Here is an 18388-nt window from a genome sequence, read left to right on the forward strand (position 1 = left end):
AAGCTATGCTTTAGGTCTAAGAACCACCTTAAATTCAGACGAACCCTTCAACTTTTGAAAGCCTTGATGCAAATTGGACTGTTCCACGGCATAGGGATAAAAAGTAATCGGTTCAATACACACCATGTTCCGCACCTCCGTCCAGCACATAAAATTGCCAAAACCTTCGGTTTCTATAGTGATTTCCTTCTCATCTTTTAGTGTAATGGAAGTACAATTGGCTACTTGTAACGCTCGGCTGCCAACGGCCAATACCTCATCCAACGAAATCTCTTTGCCCTTTGCCAAAATTACAGGCGATTTTGAATGTAATTTAAATGCAGGATGGTACCCCAACATAAACGGCATCCCTTCTTCTCCCGAAACTTTAAAATGAATTTCAAGGCCATCGTCCATCAATAAAAAGGATTTCTCAAACCTAAAATCATACGGCCAAGACAAGGCTTCCTCTGTGGATTTTTCAGGAAATTTGGAATTGGAAACCTCCGTCCCCGCTGCATATTCCTTAAAAAAAACAGCAGATGTTCCTGTTTGGTGCTCCAAGTCGTAATCTATTTGGCGTAAAAGCCCATGCTGATCTTGAATCGCTTCGCCTTTTGGTGTTTTTACCCGAAAATCGGCCTCGTTAACGGGACCGATGATGGGAAACATTTCCGTATCCGCACTACCCCATCCAGGGCTCCCCTTTTGGTGGATAAATTGGTGTCCGTTTACTTCATAGCCCACCAATTCTCCTTTATCAATCTTTACGAAAGTGTTATTTGTGCTAAGTGTAACCATTATTTGGTGTTTATCAATCGGTAGATGAGAATAGCTGTACGTTTGGTCAAGGCTTCAATAGTGTTCAGGTTAACGGTTTCTTGAGGGGTATGCGCATTGTTGCCCATGGTTCCCAGTCCGTCCAGTCCATCCACATATTCGGCAACAAACGAAACATCGGCCGCTCCCCTTCTCCCTGGGTCGTAGGCCAAGACTTCGCCTTGTTTTAAATCTAAACTCACCTCGTTCAGGGTTTCGAGCAAGGCAAGATTGCCTTCCGTGGGCTGCATGGCAGGATAACTATCCGTAAAACTGATGCTGGCCGAGGTTTTCGGTAGGTTATTGGCAACGATTTCCCTCATTTTTTCCCTGGCACGCTCCTTTTGCTCTTCGGAAATAAATCGAAGCCCTCCTTTTACCACGGCTTTTTGCGCGACCACATTGGTTTTTCCAAAGGCATCTCCCTTGCTGGTCAATTCATCAAAATTAACAAAGGTTCCTCCAAGCAAAACACCAGGGTTAAAAGTCAATAGGTCTTCACCCTTGACATCAGTATAAAATTGATGAAGTATTCGAGACATTTCAAAAATGGCGCCAGCACCTGTGCCTTCACTAAAAACACCAGAGGAATGGGCTCGTTTTCCCTCCACCTCAACCGCCCAACCAGAAGCACCTCTTCTGGCCACTGTAGCATAATTAAAACCTGTGGAGGTTTCAAAACCAAGAGCAATATCGCTGCGTTTCGCTGCATCGATCAGATCTTTTCGACTTATGGACAAAGGTTTGCCCGTACTTTCCTCATCCCCTGTAAATGCCACAACGATCTGTGCATTCTCCAACAGTCCGTTTTCGGAAAGTGCCTTTAAGGCATACAGTACAATTACATCACCACCTTTCATATCGTTGCCGCCTGGGGCGTGGGCCATACTATCGTTGACCATTTCAAAAGTCTGGAATGGGCTATCTTCTTCAAATACGGTGTCCAAATGCCCGATCAGCAACAGCTTTTTTCCTTTGGTTCCCGTGGTTTCGGCAAAAAGGTGTCCTGCACGGTTCATTTCTGCGGGCATTTCTATCCATTTGGTCTCAAAACCTATATTGTCAAAGGCGTCCTTAAAAACCATGCCCACTTTTTTCACACCTTCGGCATTGAGCGTACCACTGTTAATGTTCACTACCTTTTCCAAAAAATCTATGGCTTCGGAATTGTTCTTTTCTATGGTAGAGACAATCTTTTTTTCTGTTCGGGAAAGTTTTTGGGCAGAAACAGAAGCAACAAAAAGCAGTGCAATAAGGGTCGAGGTATATTGAATTTTCATGGTGGGTTATTTTGATGGACAAGTTATCAATTTAGAATGATAAACACCAAGTCGGGCAACATCTTCTACTCGAACTGGATGGCCTTTACGGGTGTAATCCTTGTGATGATGTACGATGGAATCAAAAGCATCAACAAACAAAGCAGCATCACCCCAACATTCAGCAATAGCACAGTGGGCGCATCCATATGGACTGGGATATAATCAATATAGTATTCCTCGGGATTCGGGAACTTGAACATTCGGAATTTGTTCTGAAGGAAAATGACCCCAAGACCGATCAGGTTGCCCCAAAATAGTCCGATGGCGATCAAATAGGCGGCATTGTACAAAAACACTTTTCGTATGCTCCAATTGGCAGACCCCAACGCTTTCAAAATCCCGATCATTTGGGTGCGTTCCAAAATAAGGACCAGCAAGGCGGTGATCATATTGATGCCGCCAACAATGATCATAATGCCAATGATCAGGGCAATATTAAAATCAAACAGTCCGATCCATTCAAAAATGCGAAAGTATTTGCTTTTGATGTTTTGGGTATCTAAAACAGAGAGTGTATTGTTGTAAATCTCGTTCGTCTTTTCATCGATCTGATCAAAATCATCCAAAAACACCTCAAAATTCCCAATTTCATCTTCTTCCCAACGGTTCATCAATTGAATATGACGAATGTCCACAAAAACGTAGGTTTCATCAAATTCTTCAAAACCGCTGTCATAAATACCAACGATTTCGAACCTACGATTGTTCGGTGGTTTGGACGCATCCCCATCACGAAGAAAGAATGAAAAGAAGCTATCGCCAACTTTCAACTGCAACCTATTGGCCATTAAACTGGATATGAGCACCTCTTCATTGAGATCTCCGCTATAATATGGCAATCGACCGTCGACCAAATATTCCTCAAATGTGTTCCAGTCGTAGTCGGAGCCCACGCCCTTGGCCAACATTCCTTCGAACGTATCGGCAGTTCGGATAATTCCACCTTTGGTGGCCACCGCTTGCACATGCCTTACACCTGACACGTTTTTGAATTCGGGATAAAAATCCTGATCAATCGAAACTGGCGTGAGGGAAACCTCGGAATTGTTATTGTCGAAACTGGAGATCTGGATATGCCCGTTAAAGGCGGCAACCTTTTCGCGAATCTTGTTTTTAAGACCAATGCCCGTAGCAATGGCAATGAGCATCATCACCACCCCGATCGCAATGGCGGCGATGGCGATTTTTATTATCGGGGCGGAAATACTAATTTTATGTTCCTTCCCTGTAACAAGGCGTTTGGCAATAAATAATTCTAAATTCAACGAATGCCCATTTTATATAGATTCAAAAGTACAGTTTTATTGTTGTTTTTGATAGGTTCCTCGTGCAAGGGACAACAAAAAGAAGCAGTTTCGGCCCCTGAACCCGCAACGGAAGCACAAGCTCCCATAAAAGTGGCGGCAAACCGAACCGAGGTCTATCTCCCGCTTTTACAAGGAAAAAAAGTAGGTGTGGTCGCCAATCCCACGAGCGTTGTTTTTAATGATAACGGATACACCCATTTGGTGGATTCCTTGCTTTCATCGGAAGTTGATGTACTAAAAGTTTTTGCCCCTGAGCACGGATTTCGGGGCACGGCAGATGCAGGGGAACACGTAAAGGATGGTGTGGATACCCAAACGGGATTGCCCATTATTTCGCTTTATGGAAAAAACAGGAAACCATCAAAAGAACAACTGAGCGACTTGGATGTGGTTGTTTTTGATATTCAAGATGTGGGCGTGCGGTTCTACACGTTTATTGCTTCCCTGCAATTGGTGATGGAAGCCTGTGCCGAAAATGACGTTCCCATCATTGTTTTGGACCGCCCCAACCCCAACGGACATTATGTGGACGGCCCCACCATGATGGAGGAACACACCAGCTATTTGGGTCTGAACACGATTCCTCTGGTGTATGGGATGACGATGGGCGAATACGCAAAAATGCTGAATGGCGAAGGATGGCTGGAAAATGGCAGCAAAGCCGATTTGACCGTGATTGAACTGGAGAACTACACCCACGAGTCGGAATACCACTTGCCCATACGGCCCTCACCGAACTTACCCAACGATACTTCGATTACTTTGTATCCCAGTTTGGGATTGTTTGAGGGCACCAACGTCAACGCGGGCCGTGGGACGGAATTCCAGTTTCAGCGCTACGGCGCATCGTTTATGGACAGTACTGCCTACGAATTTAGTTATGTGCCCGAACCAAATTTCGGCTCCAAATACCCCAAAGAGGAAGGCAAAACCTGTTATGGCCGTGACCTGTCCGATACGCCAAGGATGAACGAGATGACCATGCAATGGATCATTGATGCCTACAGCAACACCTTGGACAAGTCCAAATTCTTTTTGACCGACGGTTTTACCAAACACGCGGGCACTCCCCTGCTGCAAAAACAGATTGAGCAAGGACTCTCCAACGAAGAAATCAAGGCCACTTGGCAAGAGGATTTGGAAGGCTTCAAAAAAATTAGGGCGAAGTATTTAATCTATGATTGATTTGTTGGGTGATTTTGTTATTCGTTATTTGTTGATGGTTAATGGTTGATGGGGTTTGGATAAAGGGTAAAAGGCTAAGGGTTGAGGGTTAAGGGTTGTTGGATTGTTCGATTTTTGGATGGTCAGTAGTCATCTTGACACGAATTCCACTAATTCTCACCAATTGAGGGCCGGACCCTGAGCGGAGTCGAAGGGCAATTCAGATTCTATGGTGTATAGGTAATGGGCAAAGGGTTCTCGACTGCGCTCGAACTGACAAGTAGCATCTGTTCATTGTTCACTGTTAACTGTCAATTGTTCATTGTTCATTGTTCACTGTAAACTGTAAACTGCCCACTGACTCCTGACTCCTGACTCCTGACTCCTGACTCCTGACTCCTGACTCCTAAAAAAGAAAAAACCGGAAAAGCACTTGGCCCTCCCGGTCTTTTGTCTATTTAATTTGAAATATTAAGTTCTTCACTAAAATCAATTACATTGAGCTGCATAATCAAGTATGCCAGTAAAGGTCCATCCGTAATCATTGGTGAAGGCCAGTATAGTATTCCAAACCTCTGGACCACATGCAGGTAGATTATCGACACCTATACTTAAACCATAGGGACCACTATTATCACCTACAAAGTTGTACCACCCAATTATGGTGGCATTTACATTTTCCTTGGACATACCACTATTATCGAACATATATTCCATATCAGTAACTTTGGAGGTATCCCAACCATTGATATCACCATTAAAAGAAGTGGCCTGGAAGAACATTCCCTCTAGGCTTGTTCCATTGGAAAGGTCAGGGCTATCTGTAGCATTGTAGACCATGTTTTCACTATTTGCAAAAGCATACGAAAGCTCCTGCCATATAATACTGCCCCATTGCTCAATGCTCATCAGCTTAAGCCCATCTGCATTATTATACAAATGGAAAGCCGGGAAAGTGCCTTGTATGGCGACAATGTATATACCTGCAGTAGCGTAGTCATGTCCTACTTTTTTATCTTCAGGGACTATTTGAATAGTTTCAATAGTGCCATCACCCCAGTCTATGGTGAAGTCATATTCATAACTATCCCATAAATTAAATGATATCCCTTCCCCATCAGCTTCCGTTTTCCATGCGGTGACAAAAGAGGCGGGGTCTTCGGCCATTGTATCAGCCACGTTTTCCACGGTTATGGTAACGGTAGCTTCAACGGTTTCCTCGCCATCGGTAACGCTTACGGTAACGCTGTGCGAGGCCGCTGTTTCAAAGTCCAAGGTCTTGCCTTCGGCCAGTGTCAACATGCCCGCATCCGAGATAACAAATAGTTCGCTATCGGTAATGCTAAAGGTCAAGGTATCGCCATCGGGGTCGGTGGCAACTACCGGGCCAATTTCATCGGCATCGGTAATGTCCTCTGCTGCCGAGAACTCTTGGTCGGCCATTTCGGGGGCTTCGTTTGTCGGAGCAACGGTTGTTACCTTAATGGTAATCGTAGCACTTGCCGTGTCCTCGCCATCGTCCACCTTAACGGTAATGGCGTGCTGATCTTTTGTGGCCGCATCCAGTGTTTTACCGCTTGCGAGGCTCAGGTCGCCCGCTGCGGTGATCTCGAACAGGGATTCGGAGTTCGTTACAATGGAGAAGGTCAGTGCGTCATCATCGGCATCTGTTGCCGTTACCTTACCTATCACCTCGGTATCGGAAATGGTCTCCGCTACAGTAAAGGTCTTTGCGGTTATTACGGGTACGCTGTTCTCGTCCACCGATGGGGTTGGACTATCGTCCTTTCCGCAGGACCAGAGCATGGCCACAACAACCACTGAAAAAAGTATCTTTTTCATAATTTATGTTTTTTATTGATTAAATATTCCGGCAAATTCGGGACTTATCGGGAGGTTTTTGACCGCCAATTGACCAATGCCCTGTTTGAGTTGACGGATGATAGGTTTGGGTTGATAGATGTTTTTTGGGGAAAGGGTAAAAGGTTAAGGGATGAGGGTTGAGGGTTTAGAGTTAAGAGTTAAAGGTTAAAAAAAGGATGATTGGATGGTTGTCATTCTAAACGGGTCCCTGAGCGTAGCCGAAGGGACATTCTTATTCGATTATTTGATCTTTGGATTTTTGGATGGTTCGATGATCAGTAGTCATCTTGACACTAATTCCACTAATTTTCACCAATTGAGGGCCGGACCCTGGGCGGAGTCGAAGGGCAATTCAGATTCTATGGTGTATAGGTAATGGGCAAAAGGTTCTCGACTGCGCTCGAACTGACAAGCGACGTATGTTCAATGTTAATTGTTAACTGACTCCTGATTAATGTCATTCGCAACTGGACCCTGAGCGGAGTCGAAGGGACATTCTTATTCGATTATTCGATTGTTGGATTTTTGGATGGTCAGTAGTCATCTTGACACTAATTCCACTAATTTTCACCAATTGAGGGCCGGACCCTGGGCGGAGTCGAAGGGCAATTCAGATTCTATGGTGTATAGGTAATGGGCAAAGGGTTCTCGACTGCGCTCGAACTGACAAGCGACGTATGTTCAATGTTAATTGTTAACTGCCCATTGACTTCTGACTTCTGACCTCTGACATCCGACTTTTTCGAGAAATCCTATCCCTCCGTAGTTGGCCTTCGGTATTTATGGAAAGGCTGTTTTAGCAATCCCTTGATGCTGCTGTTCTCTTTTTCATCGGGAAAGGTATCCACGCCGTACACGATATTCTTGGGGTCCATGGACATATAGGTGCCAAACAAGCGGTCCCAAATGGAGAAAATGTTTCCGTAGTTGGAATCGGTATAGGGCAATTGATAGTGGTGGTGCACTTTGTGCATATCGGGACTTACGATGAACCAACTGATGGCATTGTCCACTTTTCTGGGCAAACGGATATTCGCGTGGTTGAACTGAGAAAACACTACGGACAGACTTTGGTACAGCATAATAATGCCGATGGGCGCCCCAACAATGACAACTCCCGCCAAAGTAAATGCATACCTGATCAAACTTTCCAAAGGATGGTGGCGGTTCGCCGTAGTGGTATCCACATTGTGATCGGAATGGTGCACCAAGTGAACCATCCACAGCGGTTTTACTTTGTGCTCCACCCAATGTGCGGCATAAGCCCCGATAAGGTCCAAGAGCATAACACCGAGAAGCACGTATAGCCACAACGGCATTTCGGGCAACCAATTGATGATTCCAAATTGGTTTTCCACCGCCCAATCCGAAGATTTCAGCAACAAAAACGCCAACGGAAAATTTACGATTATGGTGGTCAACGTAAAAAAGAAATTGGGAACGGAGTGCCGCCATTTTTTATAGGGCACATTAAAGAGGGGCACGATTCCCTCCAAAATCCAAAAGAAAGTGATTCCTCCGACCAAAATCAGGCTTCGGTGCCAAGAAGGAATGCTCTCAAAATATGAAATCAACTGCTCCATTCCTTCAAATATAGCAAATCATTAAAATTTGATGGCTTTTTTCATCTCTTCAACAATGTTAAAAGCCGCAGGGCAAATCGCCACGTTTTTTAAAGTAAGATTGGAAATCTGTTGGAACTTTTTTCGGTCCGTATGTGGAAACTCTCGGCATGCTTTGGGACGGACATCATAAATGGAACAGTAATTATCAGCTCCCAAAAAAGTACAGGGCACACTTTGCAGCACATAATCGTTCTCTTCATCAACCCGTAAAAATTCATCAATAAATTGGGAGGGCTTCATCCGAAAATGTTTGGCGATTCGTTCCACATCGGCATTGGTGAACAACGGGCCCGTGGTTTTGCAACAGTTGGCACAGGTAAGGCATTCCGTGCGTTCAAACTCGGCATCGTGCAGTTCCTGCATGGTATAGTCGAGATCCTTGGGCGGACGCTTTTTTAGCTTGGAGAAGAACTTTTTGTTCTCCGAATGCTTCTCCCTGGCTTTTTGCGGTAAATCCCTGAGTATTTCATCCATAGCGTACAAACTTATCCATTTTAAACCTTTCCAAACAATTAAAGTCCCACCTTTGCACAAACAAATTGATCCTATGGCAGATGTTTTTGGAATGGCCTTGAAAGATTATCAAAATGGGCACTATACGGAAGACATAAAAACCTTTTCATCTTTGGATGAAGAAGATGTGATTCCCGTTCCCTACTTGTTTCGAACATTTGATGAGATGCCCAAAATTGAACAGAAGGCCCTGCAATTGGCTCGTGGAAAGGTACTGGACATTGGGTCCGGTGCAGGAAGCCATGCACTTTATCTTCAGAACAATGGATATGGTGTAACAGCCTTGGACAATTCAGAAGGCGCCATTACCGTATGCAAGGATAGAGGGATTAAATCGACTGTATTGAACAACATTCTGGACTACTCAGAAGAAAAATATGATACCCTACTGTTGTTGATGAATGGAATTGGTCTGGCTGGCAAACTGAAAAATTTAAGTCCTTTTTTACAACATTTGGCGTCATTATTGCTACCTAACGGGCAGATTCTCTTGGATTCCAGTGATATTGTGTACATGTTTGAACAGGATGATGATGGCGGCTACTGGATTCCAGATGATGGCACTTATTACGGCGAAGTGGAATTTGAAATGGAGTACAAAAAACAAAAAAGCAAACCTTTTGATTGGGTTTACGTAGATATAAATACATTGCAAAATGCTTGTGAGTCGAACGGTTTTAATTGTGAACTTATACTATCGGGCGAACATTACGACTATTTGGCCAAACTCACTTTAAAATAATACTAGTTTCCAATATGGAACGTTCTATTGTATATTAGTTGGTCATGAAAAAAATTGTCCTTTTTGCCCTTTGTAGTTTTGGGTTACTGATAAGTTGTTCCAAGGATGCCGATGTATCCTCACCGGAGTCCAACACCAACCTGATGGCCGGAAATCGCTTGACCACAGGTGCATCTGCAAGGGATTTTCTCTCCAATGATACTTTTGACAGACTCTTGATAGAAATAGATTATGTGACCGGTTTTGCCCCTACTGCCGGAGCCATAGCCAATTTTGAGGAGTTTTTAAGAGCGCGTACCCACAAAGAAATTATTGAATTTACATATTCTGCTGTTTCCTCTCCCAACGAGGATAGTTTATCGCTTGATGAGGTAGTGGAATTGGAAAAGGAAAACAGAGATGAATATAATAACGGCTCAACCTTGGCCATTCACATATATTTTGCTGATGCCCCAGCAGAAAGCGACGATGAAAGCGAAGGATTGGTGACCTTGGGTGCTGTATATAGAAATACCTCCATGGTTATTTATGAATCCACCATTAAAGATATGGCCGGAAGTAGCACTGCCGTAAGCACCGAAGAGGTTGAAACGGCTACCATTCTTCATGAATTTGGGCATTTGTTCGGTTTGGTGAACCTCTCCACAGAATCTGTAAACGACCATGAGGACACAGAAACTGAAAACCATTGCAATGTAGATGGTTGTTTGATGCGTGCCGAATTGCAGTTCGGTGCATCTTTGCTCAAACAGATGGAAAAAAATACATCCAAAGGATTGGCCACGATTCCAGATTTGGACGCTGAATGCCTTTTAGATCTTCAAAAATACGGGGGACGCTAACGTCCGTTTAAGGAATATTTAAATACTTATGTGTCTGTAGGGAAACTTTCCACTTGGGATGCTTCATCACATAGTCTACAATCAACGGAACCATTTTATCGCGAACGCTCCATTCCGGTTGCAGGTAAAGAATACAATCCTTCCCAACTTGAGCGGCCTGTTCCTCGGCAAAGATAAAGTCGTGCTTATTGTACACGATTACCTTTAGTTCATGGGCTTTTTTATAAATCTCTCCCTCGGGAAGTTTGTTCTTTTTGGGCGATAGACAAATCCAATCCCAAACACCAGTCAATGGGTAGGCCCCTGAGGTTTCGATATGGATTTTCATATTCTTTGCCTTAAGGCCTTGGGTGAGTGGCCCCATATCCCAGGTTAGCGGTTCTCCGCCGGTAATCACAATGGTATCGGAGTACTTTTCCGCGTTTGCAATAATACTATCGATAGCTGTTGGCGGATGGGTTTCGGCATTCCAACTTTCCTTAACATCGCACCAGTGGCATCCCACATCACACCCACCTACCCTAATAAAGTAAGCGGCCGTTCCCTTGTGGTACCCTTCCCCTTGAATGGTATAAAATTCTTCCATCAGGGGCAGCATCAAGCCCTTTTCCACCAAATCCATCACGTTTTCTTCTACCATGGTGCAAAGATAATCCACTTCGGTGGTTTCACCTACTTTACGGCAATAACATCTATCTCAATATGGGCATTGGCCGCAAGTCCGCTAGCCGCAAAAGTAGTTCTTGCCGGTTTCTTTGTGAAAAATTGGGTGTAAATCTCGTTGAAGGCCGCAAAGTCGCCTATATCCGCCAAGATTACGGTACATTTCACCACATTATCCAATGTCAAATCATGCTGGGCCAAAACATCCTCAATATTTTTTATGGCCTGCCGGGTCTCTGCTTGAATCCCTCCTTCTACCAAAGTCCGAGTTGCTTGGTCCATACCTATTTGTCCGGCCAAAAAGTACATATTGCCCGCCTGTACCACATCACTAAATGGTGCATTTTGCTTTTTGGGTTCGTGCGATTTATAAAAAATAACCTCAGTGGATTCTTGCGCATAAGTGGTTGCCATAAAGCAACTCAACAAAACAGTCCAGATTGCACATTGCATATGTTTCATAATCTCATTTTTAGTTTTGCTTAAAATTACCCTATTTTTATCGCAAATTGGATGCAATGGGCAACAAAGAAAAATTCTTCGAGCATTTAGAACAAGGATACGCCATGAAGGGCGATTACATTACTGTGGGAGCAGGAATGCTGGATGGCGAGACTTTGACGAATGCCTTTGTAAAGGTTCCCTTAAAAACAATGAACCGCCATGGCCTGATTGCAGGAGCAACGGGTACGGGAAAAACCAAGACGCTACAAGTTTTGGCAGAAAACCTATCCGACAAAGGAATTCCCGTATTGCTCATGGACCTTAAAGGAGACTTGAGCGGTATTGCACAACCTAGCCCTGGCCATCCCAAAATAGACGAGCGCCAAGAAAAAATAGGTCTGCCATTCGAAGCCAAAGGATTCCCTGTGGAAATCCTTTCGCTTTCCGAACAAGGCGGGGTTCGCCTGCGTGCCACAGTTTCGGAGTTTGGTCCCGTGCTGCTGTCCAGAATTTTGGACCTTAGCGTAACACAGGAGGGCATTGTTGCGGTAATTTTCAAATATTGCGATGACAACAAGCTTCCGCTATTGGACCTTAAGGACTTTAAAAAGGTTCTACAATATGCTACTGGTGAAGGAAAGGAAGAGTTTCAAAAAGCTTACGGACGAATTTCCACAAGCTCTACCGGAACAATTTTGAGAAAAGTAATTGAACTGGAACAGCAAGGTGCGGACCTTTTCTTTGGAGAAAAATCTTTTGATGTGGATGATTTAACACGCATCGATGAAAACGGGCGGGGTTATGTGAACATTATCCGTTTGACGGATATACAGGACCGTCCCAAATTGTTCTCAACCTTTATGTTGAGCCTTTTGGCGGAAATTTATGCCACTTTTCCGGAGCAAGGAGATAGTGAGCGTCCAGAACTGGTCTTGTTTATTGATGAGGCCCATCTAATTTTCGATAACGCCAGCAAGGCACTTTTGGACCAAATTGAAAGCATCGTTAAATTGATTCGTTCCAAAGGAATAGGACTCTATTTCGTTACACAAAACCCTACCGATGTACCGGACGAGGTTTTGGCACAATTGGGACTAAAAATACAGCACGCATTGCGTGCATTCACGGCTAAGGACCGTAAAGCGATAAAACTTACGGCACAGAACTATCCCATAACCGAGTTTTACGACACTGCCGAGGTACTGACCTCATTGGGAACTGGTGAAGCCCTTGTCTCCGCTTTGGACGAAAAGGGACGCCCTACCCCATTGGCAGCCACCATGATGCGAGCTCCCATGAGCCGAATGGATATTTTGAGCGATTCGGAAATCAAGGAGGTACTGGGCAAATCCAAATTGATAAAAAAATACAATGAAGAGATTGACCGTGAAAGTGCTTACGAAATCTTAACGGAAAAAATAGAAAGAGCCGAAAAAGAGGCTGAGAAAGAAAAAGAAGAAAAATCAACGAGCCGAAGATCATCAGGCCGGACCAGTACCCGAATGAACCCCGTGGTCAAAGTTTTGACCAGTGCAACATTTATAAGAGGCGTTTTAGGGGTGTTAAAAAAAGTGATTCGATAATTTATATGAAAAAAACAAGCATAGCAATTGTACTGATTTTTGCGACAGTATTCATCCATTCTTGCCAAAAAGACACTACTTTTTTGATTACGGAAACCAGTGTCGGTCCATTGACACAAGATACTAAGGCAACCGAACTGGAGACCACCTTCGCTAAGGACTCTGTAGTAGGGGACCAAGTTCAAATAGATTTGGGGGCGTCACCTAAAAAATTCGAAGTTTTTGAAAAAGGGGGCAAACATCTTTTGACCCTTACCGTGAACACAGACAGTGTACCGACCATTGAGAACGTGAGAATTATGGACCCCAGATATGTTTCAGAAAAAGGAATTGGACTAAAAAGTACGTTTAAAGATATCCAGAGCAAATATGATATCAAGAAAATTGTGACTACCTTGAAAAGTATTGTGATTTTTCCAAAGGGAAGCAATCTTTACTTCACGATTGACAAAGAAGAACTCCCTGAAAATTTACGGTTTTCAACCTCGGATATTGAAGCGGTGCAAATTCCCGACGATGCCAAAATCAAATATTTAATGGTGGGCTGGGAATGACTTCCCAAGACTACAACAATCCGAATTTTTCACGGTTGGCCAATACTTTTGGACTGTTGTCGTGCATCCATTCGGCCAAGTCCAGTAGTTTTTCCACATAGGATTGTCCAAATTCGGTAAGACTGTACTCAACCCGGATGGGCACTTCGGGATATGCTTCCCGTTGAATGTAACCATCAGCTTCCAATACTTTTAAGCGCTGGCTCAATACTTTATTGGATATGCCATACACATATTTCTTGAGCTTGTTGAACCTAAGTACGGGAAAATAACCCAACCAAAGAAGAATCAAAACGCTCCACTGGTCAGAAGCCACGGACATTACATCCCGAACCGGGCATAGCACGGGAGGATTCTTCAAATCAATGTGAACAAACATTTTTTCTAATTTTTTTACCGTCCTAACCTTCTGATTTTCAGCAATAGTTTCCATAGATATACTTGGTTTTCAATCAATCACTTCTTTTCTTTTCTAAAAGGAATATGTACTTTTAGTATCTAATCAAGAGTAAGTTACAAAAAGTAACCTCATGAAAAAACTAATCAATAAAATAGTGCCCCGGGCCTACGGACAATATTTTAATCTGTACAGCCTTATTGCCCCCCATAAAGTGGCCAATAATGCCTTTCATGTTTTTTGCACAGTACGAAAAGGACGCATCAAACCCGAGCAAGCTGCCTATTTGGATGACTTTAAACTTACCGTTGAGGATATTGCCGGACATAAAATACAATCGTACCGTTGGCCAGGGAATAAAGAAACCGTTCTGTTGGTACATGGCTGGGAGAGCAACACATTCAGGTGGCGCAACCTTATCAAAAAACTTAGGGAAGCCGATTTTAACATTATTGCTTTTGACGCTCCTTCACATGGATATTCTTCTGGAAAACATCTGTATGTGCCGTTGTACGAAGAAGCGGTAAACCACATGGTTAAAAAATATAATCCAAAGCATCTTATTGGGCATTCTGTTGGTGGAATGACGATTCTTTATAATCAATACAAAAATCCAAGTGAGCATGTTGATAAAATTGTTACTATTGGTTCTCCCTCGGAATTTCATGAGATTGTTGGTCATTTTCAGGACATTTTAAAGTTCAACAATAGGGTTATGAAACATTTGGATGATTATGTCTTGAATCGTTTCGGGTTCAAAATTGATGAATTTTCCACATCGAAGTTCGCACAGTCCATCAGTAAAAAAGGACTGTTATTCCACGATAAACACGACCTGATTACCCCCTATCATGCCTCTGTCGCCGTCAATAAAAATTGGAAAGGGAGCCAATTGGTCAGTACCGAAGGACTAGGGCATTCCATGCACCAAGACGATGTTAACGATCAAATCATATCATTTTTGGAAGCTTGATAAAGTTGTTCTACTTTTCAGAAAAAATACACCATGCAAAAAATAACTCCTTTTCATGTTGCCGTACCGGTTCACAACCTTGATGAATGCCGAATATTTTACCGTGAAGTTCTTGGTTGCAAAGAAGGTAGAAGTGCCGAGCAATGGGTCGATTTCGATTTTTTCGGACATCAATTTGTGATTCATTATAAGCCAAAGTCCGAAGAAGAAACCCACACCAACCCTGTTGATGGCAAAAACGTACCCGTTCCCCACTACGGCGTGGTTTTACCGTGGGATACCTTCCAAACATTTTCGCAGGAACTTATTGAAAAAGGAATTGACTTTGTAATTGAACCTTACATTCGCTTTAAAGGAGAACCTGGTGAGCAGGCCACGATGTTCTTTTTGGACCCAGCAGGAAACGCTCTGGAATTCAAAGCTTTTAAGGACATGGGGCAATTGTTTGCCAAGTAGATTACGCGAGGTTCAATCCTTTTTTTCGTACCCATAGCATAGCAAAAACCATATTGGGCACCCAACAAAGCCAAGCCACTATTTTATAAGCCATTAAAAATTCACCAAAAACAATGGTGAGCAAAGGTAGCCATATGCGTAAGGTCACCGCTGCAAAACAAGCCGCGTAGCTGTAAATCATCATACCCTGATGAAGCGAAAGATCCTTCTTTTTGATGGCAATATATGCTCTTGTCGTGGTAAATACCCAAATCACCCCGAGACTTATAAAACCAATAGCGGGAACGATACCACCTGTGGCAAAAAATCCAAGATAAATTCCGCACGATCCACTGATCAAAGCTGAGACCACATAGATTTTTCCAATATTTCGATGTAATTGCAAGCGCTTGGCCCGCAGCCTTTTCAAGAACTGGGACCATCCCACCAAAAGCGCTATTCCACCAAAACTAATGTGGCCGTAAAACGCCGTCTTCCAAACGCTATTGGCGCGTAAATCTGATGACTTGCTCAACAATACACCAAAATCGTCAGAAGCCAATAAATAGGCCAAAGGATACAAACCTATCCCTATGGCCAAAAAGATAAATACCACCCAAGCTACCTTGTTTCTTGCTGTTTGAGCCATAATGCCTTGTTTAGCAAGAGGTAAGTTATCGATATTTTTATGACAAAAACAAGAATTTGAACAGCAATTCGTTATAAGTGTACCAATTAGGCTAACAAGCCGTACCCAAATCTTATTACTATGAAGACAATTTTACTATTGGTCACTCTTGTTTTTTCGGCCATGGCAGTATCCAGCTGCACCAACGATGAAGGTGAAACGGAATTTGAACACCTTAATCCCGATGAGGAGCAGCAAATGGCATTAAAAACAGAGCAGAAAAACTAAGCTAGTTATTATGGCGCTCTCTGGCCAATAAGGTATTCTTGAGCAACATCGCTATCGTCATTGGCCCCACCCCTCCAGGTACGGGTGTGATAAAGGAAGCTTTTTTACTAACGTAATCAAAATCTACGTCACCTGTGATGTAGTATCCTTTTTCTTTAGTGTCATCGGCAACCCGAGTGATTCCCACATCTATGATGGTCACACCCTCTTTAACCATATCGGCCTTTAAGAACCTTGGAACTCCTAGGGCAGAAATGACTATATCCGCTTGCAAGGTCAACTCCTTTAGGTTTTTGGTTCTACTGTGCGCAAGGGTCACGGTAGAGTTACCAGGTTTTCCTTTTTGGCTCATTAAAATACTGATGGGCCTACCGACGATATGGCTTCTCCCGATCACAACGGTGTGTTTTCCTTCGGTATCCACATTGTACCGCTTCAACAATTCCATGATTCCAAATGGAGTGGCAGATATAAAGGTCTCCATATCCAAGGCCATTTTTCCGAAATTGGTCGGGTGAAAACCATCCACATCCTTATCTGGATCTACCGCCATTAGCACTTTTTCTTCATCAATATGCTTGGGCAAAGGAAGCTGAACAATATACCCATCAATTGCTGGGTCATTGTTCAATTGATGTACTTGCTTTAGCAAATCTTCTTCTGTAGTTTCCTCCGGAAGATGGATCAAGGTGGATTCGAAACCTATTTTTTTACAGGAACGCACCTTACTTCCCACATAGGTTAGACTGGCACCATCGTTACCCACCAAAACAGCGGCCAAATGAGGTACTTTTTCACCTCTCTCTTTCATTTGGGCCACCTCAACGGTGATTTCTTCTTTAATTTGGTTCGATATTTTTTTTCCGTCAAGGATTTCCATGGGTTGTGTTGGTATTTAGTTCTGGGCTTTTGAATAAGTTATCTCATGTTCTGCATCATCTGCATCATCTTCTTGCCTCCGCCACCTTGCATCATCTTCATCATCTTGCTCATTTGGTCGAATTGCTTTAGCAACTGGTTCACTTCTTGAATAGAAGTTCCGCTACCTGCGGCAATTCTTTTTTTGCGGCTTGCATTCAACATAGCTGGGGTAGATCGTTCTTCGGGAGTCATAGAATGGATAATAGCCTCAATGTGCTTGAAGGCATCATCGTCAATATCCAACCCCTTTAGAGCCTTTCCTGCACCTGGAATCATTCCCATGAGGTCTTTCATGTTCCCCATTTTCTTGATTTGCTGTATTTGACTCAAGAAGTCATCAAACCCGAATTTATTCTTGGCAATTTTCTTTTGAATCTTACGCGCCTGTTCTTCATCGAATTGTTCTTGGGCACGCTCCACCAAGGACACCACGTCTCCCATTCCAAGGATACGATCGGCCATTCGGGATGGATGGAACACATCAATGGCCTCCATTTTCTCGCCTGTACCAATAAATTTGATGGGCTTGTCCACTACGGATTTAATGGAAATAGCCGCACCTCCCCGGGTATCACCATCAAGCTTGGTAAGGATTACACCATCAAAATTAAGTACATCGTTGAACGCCTTTGCAGTATTCACGGCATCTTGACCTGTCATGGAGTCCACCACAAACAAAGTTTCTTGCGGCTCAATGGCTTTGTGGATGTTGGAGATTTCATCCATCATCTGCTCGTCCACGGCCAAACGACCTGCAGTATCGATGATTACAACGTTGCACCCTGTACTTTTTGCATGGGCAATACCTGCCTTGGCAATGGCAACGGGGTCGTTGTTTTCCCTATCGGAATAAACCTCTACGCCGATTTGGTCCCCGACTACATGCAACTGATCTATCGCTGCAGGACGATACACATCACAAGCCACCAAAAGCGGCTTCTTTGTTTTTTTGTTTTTGAGATAATTGGCCAATTTACCGGAAAAGGTGGTTTTACCCGAACCTTGAAGACCGGACATCAGTATTACAGAAGGGTTGCCCGATAGGTCGATTTCCTCTGCATCGCCCCCCATAAGCTCGGTAAGCTCATCCTTTACCAGCTTCACCATAAGCTGGCCCGGTTGAAGGGTGGTCAAAACGTTTTGACCCAGTGCCTTTTCCTTTACCGTATTGGTAAATTCCTTGGCTATTTTAAAGTTTACGTCAGCATCCAACAAAGCTCTTCGAACTTCCTTAAGGGTCTCTGCTACATTGATTTCCGTAATTTGACCATGTCCTTTAAGGACGTGGAATGCTTTATCTAATTTTTCGCTTAAATTATCGAACAT

20 protein-coding genes are annotated in these 18388 nt (G+C 43.5%); 8 read left to right on the top strand and 12 right to left on the bottom strand.

Features of this window, described 5'->3' with window-relative positions; translation table 11 throughout:
* Nucleotides 1-3: 3 nt before the first annotated feature.
* From J0656_RS13875 to J0656_RS13885, 3 genes are all read right to left on the bottom strand, one after another.
* A complete protein-coding gene (locus J0656_RS13875) occupies nt 4-780 on the bottom strand; it encodes an aldose epimerase family protein (RefSeq protein ID WP_207034925.1) in 777 nt (258 codons plus the stop codon).
* Nucleotides 780-2078, bottom strand: coding sequence for a M20/M25/M40 family metallo-hydrolase (locus J0656_RS13880; RefSeq protein WP_207034927.1), 1299 nt, complete (start codon nt 2076-2078; stop codon nt 780-782). Before J0656_RS13880 ends, J0656_RS13875 begins: the two co-directional genes overlap by 1 nt.
* A gap of 65 nt (nt 2079-2143) precedes the next feature.
* Complete coding sequence (locus tag J0656_RS13885) at nt 2144-3385, bottom strand: ABC transporter permease (protein ID WP_207034929.1); 1242 nt, start codon at nt 3383-3385, stop codon at nt 2144-2146.
* A gap of 3 nt (nt 3386-3388) precedes the next feature.
* On the opposite strand from J0656_RS13885, the gene J0656_RS13890 reads away from it, so the two are divergent.
* Nucleotides 3389-4612, top strand: a complete 1224-nt coding sequence (locus tag J0656_RS13890) for an exo-beta-N-acetylmuramidase NamZ family protein (RefSeq protein ID WP_207034931.1) — start codon at nt 3389-3391, stop codon at nt 4610-4612.
* A 468-nt stretch (nt 4613-5080) separates the two neighbouring features.
* On the opposite strand, the gene J0656_RS13895 is transcribed toward J0656_RS13890, so the two are convergent.
* The 3 genes from J0656_RS13895 to J0656_RS13905 form a co-directional block, all read right to left on the bottom strand.
* Complete coding sequence (locus J0656_RS13895) at nt 5081-6433, bottom strand: BspA family leucine-rich repeat surface protein (protein WP_207034933.1); 1353 nt, start codon at nt 6431-6433, stop codon at nt 5081-5083.
* Between the two features lie 773 nt (nt 6434-7206).
* Nucleotides 7207-8037, bottom strand: coding sequence for a sterol desaturase family protein (locus J0656_RS13900; protein WP_207034935.1), 831 nt, complete (start codon nt 8035-8037; stop codon nt 7207-7209).
* Nucleotides 8038-8058: 21 nt separating this feature from the next.
* Nucleotides 8059-8553, bottom strand: a complete 495-nt coding sequence (locus J0656_RS13905) for a YkgJ family cysteine cluster protein (RefSeq protein ID WP_207034937.1) — start codon at nt 8551-8553, stop codon at nt 8059-8061.
* 73 nt (nt 8554-8626) lie between these two features.
* On the opposite strand from J0656_RS13905, the gene J0656_RS13910 reads away from it, so the two are divergent.
* Nucleotides 8627-9334 carry a class I SAM-dependent methyltransferase gene (locus J0656_RS13910; RefSeq protein ID WP_207034939.1) on the top strand — a complete coding sequence of 236 codons (708 nt, stop codon included), beginning with the start codon at nt 8627-8629 and terminating at the stop codon, nt 9332-9334.
* A 44-nt stretch (nt 9335-9378) separates the two neighbouring features.
* On the top strand, nt 9379-10176 hold the full coding sequence (locus J0656_RS13915) for a hypothetical protein (protein WP_207034941.1): 798 nt from the start codon (nt 9379-9381) through the stop codon (nt 10174-10176).
* Nucleotides 10177-10183: 7 nt separating this feature from the next.
* On the opposite strand, the gene J0656_RS13920 is transcribed toward J0656_RS13915, so the two are convergent.
* Both J0656_RS13920 and J0656_RS13925 read right to left on the bottom strand, forming a co-directional pair.
* Nucleotides 10184-10816 (bottom strand): 7-carboxy-7-deazaguanine synthase QueE, encoded by a 633-nt coding sequence (locus J0656_RS13920; RefSeq protein ID WP_207034943.1) that lies wholly within the window; start codon nt 10814-10816, stop codon nt 10184-10186.
* Nucleotides 10817-10848: 32 nt separating this feature from the next.
* Entirely contained in the window at nt 10849-11301 is a 453-nt protein-coding gene (locus tag J0656_RS13925; RefSeq protein ID WP_207034945.1) for a RidA family protein, read from the bottom strand.
* A 56-nt stretch (nt 11302-11357) separates the two neighbouring features.
* Here J0656_RS13925 and J0656_RS13930 point away from each other — a divergent pair, with 56 nt between their 5' ends.
* A complete protein-coding gene (locus tag J0656_RS13930) occupies nt 11358-12866 on the top strand; it encodes a helicase HerA-like domain-containing protein (protein WP_207034947.1) in 1509 nt (502 codons plus the stop codon).
* 5 nt (nt 12867-12871) lie between these two features.
* Nucleotides 12872-13420, top strand: coding sequence for a hypothetical protein (locus J0656_RS13935; RefSeq protein ID WP_207034949.1), 549 nt, complete (start codon nt 12872-12874; stop codon nt 13418-13420).
* A gap of 10 nt (nt 13421-13430) precedes the next feature.
* On the opposite strand, the gene J0656_RS13940 is transcribed toward J0656_RS13935, so the two are convergent.
* Complete coding sequence (locus J0656_RS13940; RefSeq protein ID WP_207034951.1) at nt 13431-13853, bottom strand: winged helix-turn-helix transcriptional regulator; 423 nt, start codon at nt 13851-13853, stop codon at nt 13431-13433.
* Nucleotides 13854-13950: 97 nt separating this feature from the next.
* Here J0656_RS13940 and J0656_RS13945 point away from each other — a divergent pair, with 97 nt between their 5' ends.
* Nucleotides 13951-14790, top strand: coding sequence for an alpha/beta hydrolase (locus J0656_RS13945; protein ID WP_207034953.1), 840 nt, complete (start codon nt 13951-13953; stop codon nt 14788-14790).
* Nucleotides 14791-14823: 33 nt separating this feature from the next.
* Complete coding sequence (locus J0656_RS13950; RefSeq protein WP_207034955.1) at nt 14824-15246, top strand: VOC family protein; 423 nt, start codon at nt 14824-14826, stop codon at nt 15244-15246.
* Nucleotide 15247: 1 nt separating this feature from the next.
* On the opposite strand, the gene J0656_RS13955 is transcribed toward J0656_RS13950, so the two are convergent.
* Nucleotides 15248-15874, bottom strand: coding sequence for a DUF2306 domain-containing protein (locus J0656_RS13955; protein WP_207034957.1), 627 nt, complete (start codon nt 15872-15874; stop codon nt 15248-15250).
* A 120-nt stretch (nt 15875-15994) separates the two neighbouring features.
* On the opposite strand from J0656_RS13955, the gene J0656_RS13960 reads away from it, so the two are divergent.
* A complete protein-coding gene (locus tag J0656_RS13960) occupies nt 15995-16141 on the top strand; it encodes a hypothetical protein (protein WP_159075859.1) in 147 nt (48 codons plus the stop codon).
* Between the two features lies 1 nt (nt 16142).
* On the opposite strand, the gene folD is transcribed toward J0656_RS13960, so the two are convergent.
* Together folD and ffh are read right to left on the bottom strand one after the other, a co-directional pair.
* On the bottom strand, nt 16143-17021 hold the full coding sequence (gene folD, locus J0656_RS13965; RefSeq protein WP_207034959.1) for a bifunctional methylenetetrahydrofolate dehydrogenase/methenyltetrahydrofolate cyclohydrolase FolD: 879 nt from the start codon (nt 17019-17021) through the stop codon (nt 16143-16145).
* Nucleotides 17022-17059: 38 nt separating this feature from the next.
* Nucleotides 17060-18388, bottom strand: coding sequence for a signal recognition particle protein (ffh, locus tag J0656_RS13970; RefSeq protein WP_207034961.1), 1329 nt, complete (start codon nt 18386-18388; stop codon nt 17060-17062).

It is taken from the genome of Flagellimonas aurea (assembly GCF_017313785.1).
GTDB lineage: Bacteria > Bacteroidota > Bacteroidia > Flavobacteriales > Flavobacteriaceae > Flagellimonas > Flagellimonas aurea.